At 71.8% G+C, this 12,355-nt stretch carries 6 protein-coding genes; 3 read left to right on the top strand and 3 right to left on the bottom strand.

Annotated elements, in window-relative coordinates; genetic code table 11:
* Positions 1-101 precede the first annotated feature (101 nt).
* The gene (locus OG446_RS02665) at positions 102-272 is read right to left on the bottom strand and encodes a hypothetical protein (protein ID WP_328892481.1); all 171 of its coding nucleotides are present in this window, start codon (positions 270-272) and stop codon (positions 102-104) included.
* Positions 273-406: 134 nt separating this feature from the next.
* On the opposite strand from OG446_RS02665, the gene OG446_RS02660 reads away from it, so the two are divergent.
* The gene (locus tag OG446_RS02660; protein WP_389257880.1) at positions 407-2,935 is read left to right on the top strand and encodes a SpoIIE family protein phosphatase; all 2,529 of its coding nucleotides are present in this window, start codon (positions 407-409) and stop codon (positions 2,933-2,935) included.
* A 660-nt stretch (positions 2,936-3,595) separates the two neighbouring features.
* Here OG446_RS02660 and OG446_RS02655 read toward each other — a convergent pair.
* Positions 3,596-4,930 carry a geranylgeranyl reductase family protein gene (locus tag OG446_RS02655; RefSeq protein ID WP_328892480.1) on the bottom strand — a complete coding sequence of 445 codons (1,335 nt, stop codon included), beginning with the start codon at positions 4,928-4,930 and terminating at the stop codon, positions 3,596-3,598.
* 645 nt (positions 4,931-5,575) lie between these two features.
* Between OG446_RS02655 and OG446_RS02650 the strand changes: the two genes are divergently transcribed.
* Positions 5,576-8,173 (top strand): SpoIIE family protein phosphatase, encoded by a 2,598-nt coding sequence (locus OG446_RS02650; RefSeq protein WP_328898178.1) that lies wholly within the window; start codon positions 5,576-5,578, stop codon positions 8,171-8,173.
* Between the two features lie 65 nt (positions 8,174-8,238).
* On the opposite strand, the gene OG446_RS02645 is transcribed toward OG446_RS02650, so the two are convergent.
* Positions 8,239-10,422: a discoidin domain-containing protein gene (locus OG446_RS02645; protein ID WP_328892479.1), complete on the bottom strand. Its 2,184-nt coding sequence runs from the start codon at positions 10,420-10,422 to the stop codon at positions 8,239-8,241.
* A gap of 475 nt (positions 10,423-10,897) precedes the next feature.
* Here OG446_RS02645 and OG446_RS02640 point away from each other — a divergent pair, with 475 nt between their 5' ends.
* The gene (locus tag OG446_RS02640; RefSeq protein ID WP_328892478.1) at positions 10,898-12,325 is read left to right on the top strand and encodes a helix-turn-helix transcriptional regulator; all 1,428 of its coding nucleotides are present in this window, start codon (positions 10,898-10,900) and stop codon (positions 12,323-12,325) included.
* The last annotated feature ends 30 nt before the right edge of the window (positions 12,326-12,355 follow it).

Genomic DNA, 12,355 nt, shown 5'->3' with positions numbered 1-12,355 from the left:
GGGTCGCCGTCCGGGAGGCGGCACGCCCGAGGAGCGGCAGTCTCCGTGGGGACGGTGGCTGCCGCTCCTGAGCGCGCGGTGGGCGCCGGCGCGCCGAGAGGTCAGTTGTGGCCGAACTTCCGCTCGCGCTTGTGGGAGACCTGCTCCGAGATCGCCTTCACCGGATCGGGGGTGGGCGCCGTACTCGTCTGCTCCTTGGCCTCCGTGGCCGCGGAGTGCTCATGGCCTCCGCTACGGGCGCCGCGGTTCTGCCGGCTCTGCTTCTTGCCCATGATCGTGCCTCCTCGCGGATGTCGGACGATGGGCCGACTTCAGAGTTGCATACAAGGACGGAAGGTGCATTTCGGTAGCCCGCGCCGGACGCTCCGAAGTGCGCGCCACCGCGGCAGGGGAGCATGCTGGCTGTGTGACCTGGTACGGCGCGGTCCGGCGCAAGCCGCTGAGCGAGGGCAGCAGTGTGTCCGGGAGGCTGCGCAACGGCCGGGCGCCGGACGAACTGTCGCTGGTGCTCTCCCAGGCTGTCGTGAACGCGATCGAATCCACCGGCGGCCAGGCAGGCGGTGTCTATCTGGGCTCCCTCACCCCCGGACTCCTGCGGCTCGCGGTGCTGGCGGGACTGCCGGGTCCCCTGTTCCGTCCCTGGTGGCGGATGCATGTGAACCGGCCGTTCCCGGTCGCCGAGGCGTTCCGGTCGGGCCGGGCCGTGCACCTCGCCGACGCGGAGGAGGCGATGCGCCGCTTCCCCCAGCTGATGGCGGGTCTGCCCTTCCCCTTCGGCTCGCTGTACGTACCGGTCTTCAGCGGCGGCAAGCCGGTCGGCGTCCTGGTGGTGCTGCGCGCGGCGACCCCCGGGAAACCCGTGGGGAGCACGGACCGGCGCAGACTGCGGAGCATCGCCGAAGGACTCGGTGGAGCGCTGACCGCTCTGGAGTCCGGGGGGACGGCGGTGGAGTGGGACGAGGAGCCACTGCCCGTCCAGCTGCCGGCGGGCAGTTCGCCACCCGTGCGGATCGGACGCTTCGACTGGGACCTGGAGAGCGGCGTCGTCGGCGCCGACGACGAACTGGTCTCCATCCTCGGTACGGGACGACACCGGTTCCCCGGCACCATCGACGCGCTGGCGGCCCGGCTGGCCCCGGAGGACGTGTACGGGCTGTGGGCCCTGGCCCGCCAGGCCGCGGACTCGGGCGGTCCCGTCGTCCGCAGGATGCGGCTCCGCGGCCCCGACGGACGCTCACACCTGCTGGAGGTCTCGGGCCGCCGGGACAAGGGCGCGGACTCCGGCGCGTCGACCCACCTGACCGGATTCCTGGTGGACCTCGGCATCGGCCCGGTCGTCGCCGAGGCGGCCGACCGGCTGCCGCGCGGCATCTTCTCCCTCGACCGCTTCGCCCGGATCACCTACATCAACCACCTGGCCGAGGAGATCCTCGGCCACCCCCGGTCGGAGCTGGTGGGACGGGTGCTCTGGGAGGCCCTGCCGTGGTTCGCGAACCCGGCCTACGAGGACCACTACCGCGCCGCGATGCTGTCCGACGCCCCGGTCCACTTCCTCGCCCGTCGCACCCCTCCGCCCTGGCTCTCCGTCTCCCTGTACCCCGGCCACGACGGCGTCACCGCCGTACTGACCCCCGCAGAACAGCCGGTCTACGCCCCGGGCTCCGTCGTGTCGCCCGGGCTGGGCCTCGGTTCCCCGGCCGACCGCTCCGCAGCGCTCTACCGCCCGGTCGCCCTGGCCATCGCCCTCACCGAGGCGGTCACCGCCCGGCAGGTGTCCGCCGTGGTCACCGAGGAACTGCTGCCCGCCTTCGGCGGCCGCCAGCTCGCGATCTACCTGCTGAAGGAGCGCCACCTCTACCTGGAGTGGGAGACCGGCTTCCCCCACGGCTTCCTGAACCGGTTCGACGGCGTGGACCTGGGCGCCCGCATCCCCGGGGTCGAGACGCTGACCACCGGACGCCCCATCTTCTTCGAATCCATGCAGCGCCTGGCCGCCGCGTACCCCGGCATCCCGATGGACACGGACGTCGGGGCGCGCGCCTTCCTGCCGCTGATCGCCTCCGGACGCCACGTCGGCTCCTGCATCCTCGGCTTCGACCAGCCGCGCGGCTTCAGCCCGGAGGAACGCACGGTCCTGACGGCCCTCGCCGGCCTCATCGCGCAGGCGCTGGAACGGGCCCAGCGCTACGACACCGAGGCGGCCCTGGCCCGCGGCCTCCAGGACGTCCTGCTCCCGCACGGACTGCCCAGGGTGGACGGCGTCGACACCGCGGGCCGGTACCTCGCAGGCACCCAGGACATGGACGTCGGCGGCGACTGGTACGACGTCATCGAGACCGACGGAAAGCTCGCCCTGGTCATCGGGGACGTACAGGGCCACGGTGTCGCAGCCGCCGCGACGATGGGTCAACTGCGCAGCGCCGTACGCGCCTTCGCGCTCAGTGGGCACGATCCCCAGGCGGTGATGAGCGGCACCAACCGGCTGCTCATCGATCTCGACCCCGGCCAGTTCGCCAGCTGCTGCTACATCCTCATGGACCCCGCCACCGGACTCACGCAGGCCGTCCGGGCCGGTCACCCGCAGCCCGTGCTCCGCCGCCCCGACGGCACCGCCGAGGTCATGGACCTGTCGGGCGGCATCGTGCTCGGGGTCGACGCCCAGGCGGCCTACCCCGTCACCGACCTGCACCTCGCGCCCGGCGCGATGCTCGCCCTGTACACCGACGGCATGGTCGAGGAGTCGGGCACGGACATCGACGTGGGGGTGGAGCGGCTGCGCGGCATCATCGCCGCATGCGGCCCGGCGCCCCTGGACGAGACGGCGGACCACGTGATCGGCCGCGCCCGTCAGGCGGCGGACCGTCCCGACGACATCGCACTGCTCCTCGCCGCCCGATGGCCCGACGGGGCGGCACCGCCCGGCAGGCGGCTTTAGAACCTCTTAACCGGCCTTCCCGACAATGCCGGTTCACACCGGAGACCCGGCTGTGAACCGAGCACCCGGGGGCCGCATGAGCATCGACACCGTGACGACCGAGACCGTGGGGCTGCCGGAGTTCCCGATGACGCGCGGCTGCCCTTACCACCCGTCGGCCGGGTACGAGGAGCTGCGCAGGGAAGGGCCGCTCGCGCGAGTGCGCCTGTACGACGGCCGCGTCGCCTGGGTGGTCACCGGCTACGAGGAGACCCGCCGGCTGCTCGTCGATCCCCGGCTCTCCTCCGACCGGACCCGCCCCGACTTCCCGGTGCCCGTCCCGCGCACGGCCGCCGCCAAGCTGACCGCGCTGGTGGGGATGGACCCGCCGGAGCACGACATCCAGCGGCGCATGCTGATCCCCAGCTTCACCGTGAAGCGGGTCAACTCCCTGCGGCCCGCCATCCGGCGCGTCGTCGGGGAGAAGATCGACGCGCTGCTCGCCGACGGGAGAACCACCGCGGACCTCGTGCCCGAGTTCGCACTGCCGGTTCCCTCCACCGTCATCTGCGAGCTCCTCGGCGTTCCGTACTCCGACCACGACTTCTTCGAGCAGCGGACGAGCCGGATGGTGCAGGCGACCAGCACGGCGCAGGAGGCCGGCGAAGGGTGCGGAACCGGTCAGCGCCGGCGGGCGTGCGGAGCGGGGACGAGGCGCACCGCGGTGTTCAGCACATGGTCGATCACATCGCGCGAGGGCTTGTCCGTGAGGTTGGTGAGCAGCCGGGCCAGCGTGTTGAGGAGGAACGGCGAGCCCATCACGTAGCGGTTGAGCACGGGCTGGAATCCCGACCGGCTGAACACCAGATCGGCGGCCGTGTTGCCGAGCCGGTAGTAGCTGCCCCAGCGGCGGTTCATCTCCACCGGATAGTGATGCAGCGCCCTCTCCCGCCTCGGGCCGGCCGGCAGGGCCAGCGCGAGTGCCGCCGTCTCGGCCGCGACCTCCCCGGCCTCCAGCGCCTGGCCGATGCCCTCACCGTTCCAGGGGCTGATCATGCCGCCCGAGTCGCCGACCAGGAGAAGGCCCCTGGTGTACAGCGGATGGCGGTTGAAGCCCAGCGGCAGGGCGGCGCTGCGGACCGGCCCCTCCGCGTTCTCCTCGCGCAGCCCCCATGCCTCGGGTGTCCGGGCCAGCCACCGGTCCAGGGTGGCCCGCAGGTCGGCCTTGCCGTGGCGGCGGTGGGGGATGGCGCCGAGACCCACGTTGACGCGGCCGTCACCCATCGGGAAGATCCAGCCGTAACCCGGCAGATAGCGGTCGCTCCGCGGGTAGCGGAGGTCGGCCCAGAGCTCCAGGTACTCCTCGCGGGAACGCTCGGGGCTGCGGTAGTAACGGCGGGCCGCCGTGGCGATCTGCCGCTTCGTGTCCCGTTGCAGCCCCAGCGCGAGCGCGAGCCGCGCCGAGGCGCCGTCCGCCGCGATGACGACCGGAGCCCGGTGAACCACCGGGTCTCCCGCACCGGACACCGCCGTGACCCCGGTGACCCGGCCGGCCCGGTCGGTCACGGGATCCGTCACCTTCACACCGGTGCGCAGCCGGGCCCCGGCGGCCACCGCGTGACGGGCCAGGATGTCGTCGAAGTCGTGCCGGCTGCGCGTGAGACCGAAGTCCGGGTAGCCGCCCAGCGCCGGCCACTCGATCTGCACCTGCCGTTCGCCGGCCACCCAGCGCATCCCGCGGGACCGGGTCCAGCCGGGGGCCTTGATGTCGACGCCCATCCGGATGAGCTGGTGCACCGCGCGCGGGGTCAGGCCGTCCCCGCACACCTTCTCCCGCGGGAACACGGACTTCTCCAGCAGCAGGACGTCGACGCCCGCTCTCGCGAGGTGGAAGGCGGCGGACGACCCGGCCGGCCCCGCACCCACCACGATCACCTGCGCCTCCTCGGACGGGCCGGAGACGGAGCCTTTGTCCGCAGCGGACGGAGCGGACTGGTCTGCGTGCGCTTCCCGCATGGGGAACCCTTTCCTGGGACGGCCGGTACCGCCCGCGGACGGCGACCCTGTACACCGACATCCTGCCGGTTCGTGCCGCTGCTTGGCAGGGTGGCCGACCCCCTCCGCAGAGGCCCACGCGACGCGCGGTCCTCCGGCGCCCGGCCCTCCGGCGGACCTCTCCGGAACACGCCTCGGGGCCGCACGGCGTGCGGCCCCGAGAGCGACGGACGAGTGGTTGAGGAAGGCAGAGGAGTCAGTACGGCAGCGGGCGCCCGGACGGCGTGCGCAGATCGAGCGGCGGCGGCCGGGACGGAAGCTGGGGGCGTCGGACGATCCTGATGCGGCCCACTGACACCACCTCCTGTCGGTAATCCGTCATATGCCCTGACGGTGCGCCGTTCACACGTCCAGCGGTCATCAACGACGCCCAGGCCCCGAGGGGCGGCCCCGGCTAATCGTGTTAAACCTGAAGATGTGGGTGGTACAGGTCGGTTCGCAACGCGGTTTCGCCACTCCGCCCGGCAGCCGCATCGACACGGTGACGGACGCCCGGGCGGTGACGAGCCCGCGCCCTCCGGCCCGAGTGCCGGGCGGCCCTCACCGCTCCGCAGGCTGCGTACCCTCTCCAGCGTCCACACCGTGGCCGGCCAGGTGTTCGTCCTCATGCTGGGAATCGTGACGCTGCTCGTCGTGGCGGCCGTCGTCGCCCTGGTGGTGCAGGGCAGACGGGACAGCATGAAGGAGGCGCGGACCCGGTCGCTGAGCGTCGCGGAGACCTTCGCCCACGCGCCCGGAGTCGCGGCCGCACTGGACAGCAGGGACCCCACGGCCATCCTGCAGCCCCGTGCCGAGGAGGTCCGGCGCAGCACGGGCGTCGAGTACGTCGTCGTGGCCGGGACCAACGGCATCCGCTACACCCACCCCGACATCGCGCTGATCGGCAAGCGCATCCTCGGCCCGTACAAGGAGGCGCTGGAGGGCGACGCCATCACGCGCACCGTCAACGCCAGCCGAGGCCTCGCGGTCAACTCGGTGGTGCCGGTGGAACGGCGCGACGGCACGGCCGCAGGGCTGGTGTCCGTCGGCATCAAGGTCGACACCATCAACAGGCTCGCCTATCCGAGCCTCCCGCTCGCTCTCGGCGCCGCAGTGGTCGCCCTCGCCCTCACGGCCGGTGGCGCGGGCCTGGTCAGCCGACGTCTGGGCCGGCAGACGCGCGGCCTCGGACCGGCCGAGATGACCCGGATGTACGAACACCACGACGCGGTGCTCCACGCCGTCCGCGAAGGCGTCCTCATCCTCACCGCCGACGGCCGGCTGGCCCTGGCCAACGACGAGGCCCGTCGTCTCCTGGGGCTGCCCGCCGACGCCGAGGGCCGCTCCGTGACGGAACTGGGGCTGGACCCCCGCACCGCGGAGCTGCTGGCCTCCGGCCGGGTGGCCACGGACGAACTGAGGCCCGCGGGAAACCGGCTGCTGGCCGTCAACCTCCGCCCCACGGGCGAACGCGGCGGACCGCCCGGCACGGTCGCCACCCTGCGGGACACCACCGAACTGCAGGCCGTCACCGGCCGGGCGCAGACCGTACGGGAGCGGCTGCTGCTCCTGTACCGGGCGGGAGCCCGGATCGGGACGACCCTCGACGTCACCACGACCGCGCAGGAACTGGCGGAGGTCGCCGCGCCCGGATTTGCCGACTGCGCGACGGTCGACCTGGCCGACTCCGTACTGCGCGGGGAAGAGCCGGAACCCCCCTCCGGAGACGTGATGGACATGCGCCGCACCGCCGTGAGCGGGGTCGGCCCCGACCATCCGCTCTACCCGCTGGGCCGCGTGATCGGCTTCGTGCCGACCAGCGCCGAAGGCATCGGCAGCAGCAGTGGCCACACCTGGGTCGTGCCCGATCTCGCCGCCTCCCAGCAGTGGCGCCTGCCCGACCCCGAGCAGGCGGCACGGATCCTGGAATACGGATTCCACTCGCTGCTCTCCGTGCCCCTGCACGCGCGCGGGGTCATCCTCGGCATGGCCAATTTCTGGCGCGCCCGGAACGAGGCCCCGTTCGACAACGAGGACCTGTCCTTCGCCGAGGAACTGGTGGCCCGGGCGGCGGTCAGCGTCGACAACGCCCGGCGCTACACCCGCGAGCACGAGATGGCCGTGACCCTGCAGCGCAGTCTCCTCCCGAGCGGCCTTCCCGAGCAGAACGCCCTGGACGTCGCCTACCGCTATCTGCCGGCGCAGGCGGGAGTGGGCGGGGACTGGTTCGACGTGATCCCGCTGTCCGGCGCCCGGGTCGCACTCGTCGTCGGCGACGTCGTCGGGCACGGTCTGCACGCCGCGGCCACCATGGGCCGGCTGCGCACCACGGTGCACAACTTCTCCACGCTGGACCTCCCGCCGGACGAACTCCTCGGCCACCTCGACGAACTCGTCGTCAGGATGGACCAGGACGAGGAGGCCGGCGGCGGGGGGATCACCGGGGCCACCTGTCTGTACGCGATCTACGACGCGGTCTCCGGGCGCTGCTCGGTGGCCCGGGCCGGCCACCCCGGACCCGCCCTCGTGCTGCCCGACGGCACCGTGGAGTTCCCCGAGATCCCCTCCGGTCTGCCGCTCGGCATCGGCGGCATGCCCTTCGAGGCGACCGAGCTGGAGGTGCCCGAGGGCAGCCGTCTGGTGCTGTACACGGACGGTCTGATCGAGCGTCGCGACCAGGACATCGACGACGGTCTGGAACAGCTGCGGAGCGTTCTGGCCGGCCGCGCACGCACACCGGAGGAGACCTGCGACGACGTGCTGGAGGCCCTGCTGCCCAGCCGCCCGGGCGACGACGTCGCCCTGCTGGTGGCCCGCACCCGCACACTGGACCCGGCCCGCCGCGTCCAGTGGCAGGTGGCCCCGGACCCCGCGGCCGTCGCCGGTGTACGCAAGGAGGCCATCCGCTGGCTCACCGACCGGGGCCTGGACGAGGAGGGGTTCGTCACCGAACTGATCCTGAGCGAACTCGTCACCAACGCCATCCGGTACGGCTCCGAGCCGATCAGCGTGCGGCTGCTGTACGACCGGGCGCTGATCTGCGAGGTGTCGGACTGCAGCAGCACCTCCCCGCACCTGCGCTATGCCGCGACGACGGACGAGGGCGGCCGTGGGCTGTTCCTCGTCGCCCAGTTCGCCGAGCGCTGGGGCACCCGCTACACCGAGCGCGGCAAGGTCATCTGGTCCGAGCAGGCGCTCGACGGGCCGCCGCCCGGACAGGGGTAGGCCGACGGGGCCCGGCAGCGGCTGCCGGGCCCCGTCGGGACGGTCGGATCACCTCACGCGTGGCGTCAGGGGAAGGACACCACGTTCGAGGGAACGGTCGAGGTGCCGGAGGTGGGTGATCCGGTGTTGTTGATGACGTGTTCGTACTGGCCCTGTCCGCCGAGGGAGACGACGAGCAGGTCGTGGAACTTCACGCCGGGTTTCACCGGTGCCTGGAATCCGTGGTCCTGGCGGATGGTGGGGTCGACGTTGAAGTAGCAGTAGCTGCCCAGGCCCCAGCCTTCGTGGGTGGTGACGGAGTCGTCGACCTTGTAGGCCGCGTAGCCCTTGGTGTCTCCGTTCTGGATGGCTGCCTGGTTCGGGGCGTCGTACGCCTTCTCGTTCTGGAAGAAGATCGTCTTCCCCCTCTCCCCGGACCAGCGGACGTCGTACTTGTTGAAGTGCTCCACGAACAGGCCCGTCGCGAGGACGTCGTCGCCGTTGACCTGGAGGCCGTAGTCGGCCCGGTTGGTCTCCCAGCCGACCCCGTCGCCGTGGTCGGCGCGCCACAGCCAGGTGTGGTCGATGATCGTGTCGTCGTTGTTGACGACCATGCCGGTGGTGGCCTTGCCGGCTCCGGCGCCGCCGACCCGGACGAACACGTCCTGGACGGTGGTCGGGTTGGCGGCGTGGTCGGCGGAGGCGCCCTCGGGGCCGACCTGGACGAGCACCTGCGAGTTCTGCGGACCGGCGTCGACGAGCAGTCCGGCGAGCTTCACGCCGTCCACGTCACCGACCTTGATGGCCGTGACCCCGTTGTCCGGAATGATCGTGGCCAGACCCAGACCCAGCACGACTGTGTTGGCGCGGTCGATGTTGATCGTCTGGTCGACGTGGTAGATCCCGGGAGTGAAGAGCAGGTGGAGGCCCTGCTGCACCGCCGCGTTGATGGTGGCGGCGGAGGCCCCCGGCTTGACCACGTAGAACTGGCTCAGCGGGATGGACTCGCCCTGCGGTGTGCCGTTCCACGAGACGCCGCGCGCGTTGGTGCGCTTGGCGGGTACGAAGACCTTGTAGTCGTTGCCGTCCAGGTAGAGGAACGGCTTCTCGCGGGAGACCGGGGTGTTCTCCAGGGTGGTGTACGGGGGGTTCGGGAAGCTCTGGGCGGGTGCGCCCTCGACGCCGGAGAACGTCATGTTCCAGACGCCGTTGCCCCAGCTGCCGATCGAGCTGTCGCGGGTGTACCACTGCTGCTGCGAGTACGGGCCGACCTGGCCGTCGATCTTGCTGTCGGCGATGTACCCGCCACTCGCCCAGCCGTAGCCGTTCGGTGCGAGGTTGAGTCCGCCCTTGACGTGCATGCGGCGGAAGGGGGCGGCCTGGGAGACGGCCCAACGGTCGGTTCCGCTCACCGGGTTGAGGGCGAGGTTCTCGGCCGATCGCCAGAAGTTCTGGGTGGCGTTGCCGTTGAACCAGCCCGCGTCGACGGTCACATCACCGTTGAACGTGGTGTCGTCCGGCTTGAGCCCGAGGCCGGCGATCTGGGTGTAGAAGCCGATCTGGGCGTTGATGTTGTTGTACGTGCCCGGCTTGAACATGAGCGCGTAGCGGCCGGTGCCGAACTGCGCCGACTCCTGCTGCTTGAAGATCTCGTCGACCTTGGCCTGGATGTTCGGCGTCGACGGGTCGAAGACCAGGACGTTCGGGCCGAGGTCGCCGCCGCCCGGGATCTGGGGGCCGCCTCCGCCGCCGGTGGTGCCGAAGACCTGGAACTCCCAGAGCGAGTACCCGTACTGGGTGGCCCTGGCGGTACCGGTCAGCCGGACGTAGCGGGCGTTGCCGGAGACATTGAGCGTCTCGGTGCCGCCGGGGCTCGTGGTGGTCGAGTAGGCGGTGCTCCAGGTGCTGTCATCCGTGGAGAACTCGATCCGGTAGCTCTTGGCGTAGGCGGCCTCCCACTTCAGCGCGATCTGGCTGACGGAGGCGGTGGAGCCCAGGTCGACCTTGATCCATTGGGGGTCGGAGAACGCGCTGGACCAACGGGTGCCGTTGTCGCCGTCCACGGCGGACGTGGCGGGGGTGCCGGCGTTCTCCTGGCTGGAAGCGGTCACCGCCTTGCCCTGGGAGAGCAGCGAGGGTGCCGCGCTCGCCGGGCTGGACGGCACGAAGGCCAGCAGTGACACGACCAGACCGGCGACGGCGGTCAGTACACCGGCGCGTCTTCTTCCGGCCGAGGGCGCGGGTCTGCGGAACAAGGGGGGTGCGTACATGGGGGATTGTCTCCTGAGTCGCGGTAGCGGGTGCACGACACGAAGCCGGAGAGCGCTCTCTCCGGCCGATGGGGATACTTCTCCCTTGCGTCCCCACACGTCAATAGGTGTGCAACACGTGCTTGTCCGGGCCCTGTTGAGGTCAAGAACTGACGACGGTTACCTCACGATTGCCCCGATTGCCTACCCCTTGAGGTCGTCGAAGCCAAGATCCTGACGGATCGTTGATTCAGGTGATGATGTTGCGGGCATGCTCAATGCGGGTGGGCCGTCGTGGTGTTGCTCTCGTGGCCCGACGATGTCAGGCGGGCCGGGGGAGGGCCGGGAGCGGCATGCGCCGGCAACCACTGCGCCTGTTACCGGACATCTTGTCGACACCCGCGGGACAGCGGACCCGGCTGCTCGCTATCCTCCGGGTCATGAGCCGTGAGCGTGGCACGCGTGGCGCCGTTGACCAGGCGCGACGGGGTTCCGGGTGAACGAGGCGACGGGTCCTGTCCCGGCGGACGCCCGTACCGCGGAGGCATGGCGCTCGTTCGGAGCCCGGTTACGCGGGTGGCGCAGACGGGCCGGGTTCACCCAGGCCCAGGTGGGCGCCCGGGTGGGATACGACCACACCGCCATCAGCAAACTGGAGCGCGGCAGCCGGCGGACGCCGTCGCCGCTGGCCCGGCGGCTTGATGAACTGCTGTCTGCGCAGGGTGAGTTGGTGACCGCCTGTGAAGCGGCCGAGGAACAGGAGCGGACGGGAGGCGTGCCGGGCCCACCGGCACCGGTACGGAGCGGCCCTTTGCCCGGGGAGCCCGCCGGCGGGGCACTCCGCGCGATGCTTCCTCCCGGTACCGTCCTGCCCACGAGCCTGCCCGCCTACGGACTCGTCTGCCCGCTGCACGGCCGAGACGGCTGTTCGGTACCCGTCCTCGCGGACGTCGTCGAACTGCACGCGGCTTTCTGCGCGCTGGGCCCCGACGCGCGGTTGAGCCCCGCCCTGGACAATGACACCGTGCACGCGCTCACCGCCCTGCTCGCGGTCTGTCTGCGTGCCGACGAGGAACGGGCCTGGCCCGGCGCGACCGCCGTGGTCGAGGGCACGCTGCACGCCATGCTCCGCTGGATGGCGCTCCCCGCCGCGTCGTACCAGGCCCAACTGGCCCCACTCGCGGCCGAGTACGCGCAGTCGGCGGGCTGTCTTCGGCTGCTTTGGGGCCGCAACGGGACCGCGATGGCCTGGCTCGACCGCTCATTGCAGTGGGCCGCCATCGCCGGTCGCGTCGGGACCCAGGTCGCGGCACTCGGCGACATGAGCACCCTGGCCCGGCTGGAGGGTGACGGCCCGTCGGCGCTCGTCTACGGCGGGGCGATCGGAGAGGCCGCCGTGGGCCGGCACTGGGCGGGCGCCCTGAGCGACCTGTACCAGGCGCGCGGACACGCCGTCCGCGGCGACGCCGCCCGGACGCTCAGACACATCGACCGGGCCTGGTCACAGATGGACCGCGCCGGCGAGCGTGACGAGACGGAGGCGCCCTGGCTCTCCGTCGCCTCCGTGCGTCTGCGGGTGGAGTCGGGTGCGGCCGGCGCCCTGCGCGATCTCGCCGCGGCCACCGGTGACCGCCGGTTCGCGCTCCGCGCCGTCGGGGCGGCCGGCACCGCGCTCGGGCTGCTGCCGCCCGGCATGCATTCGGCGCGGATGCTGTTCCTGGCCCGGATGGCGGACGCCCACGCGTGCGCCGGTGACCCGGCGGCTGCACAGTCCGTGGCGGGCCCGGTCCTGGACACCACCGAGATCAATCCGGCGACGCTGCTCGGCCAGGAACTGCGCGGACTCCACGCAAGGCTGGCGGCCCGGGGCCGCCGTCCGGAGAGCGACGACTTCGTCCGGAGACTGGCGGCGGCGGTCCGCTGACACGCCGGGGGCGGGGCGTGTGGATCACGC

The organism is Streptomyces sp. NBC_00236 (genome assembly GCF_036195045.1).
Classification (GTDB): domain Bacteria; phylum Actinomycetota; class Actinomycetes; order Streptomycetales; family Streptomycetaceae; genus Streptomyces.
The sequence above is the reverse complement of the archived record's forward strand: the minus strand, read 5'-3'. Positions and strand labels throughout refer to the sequence as shown.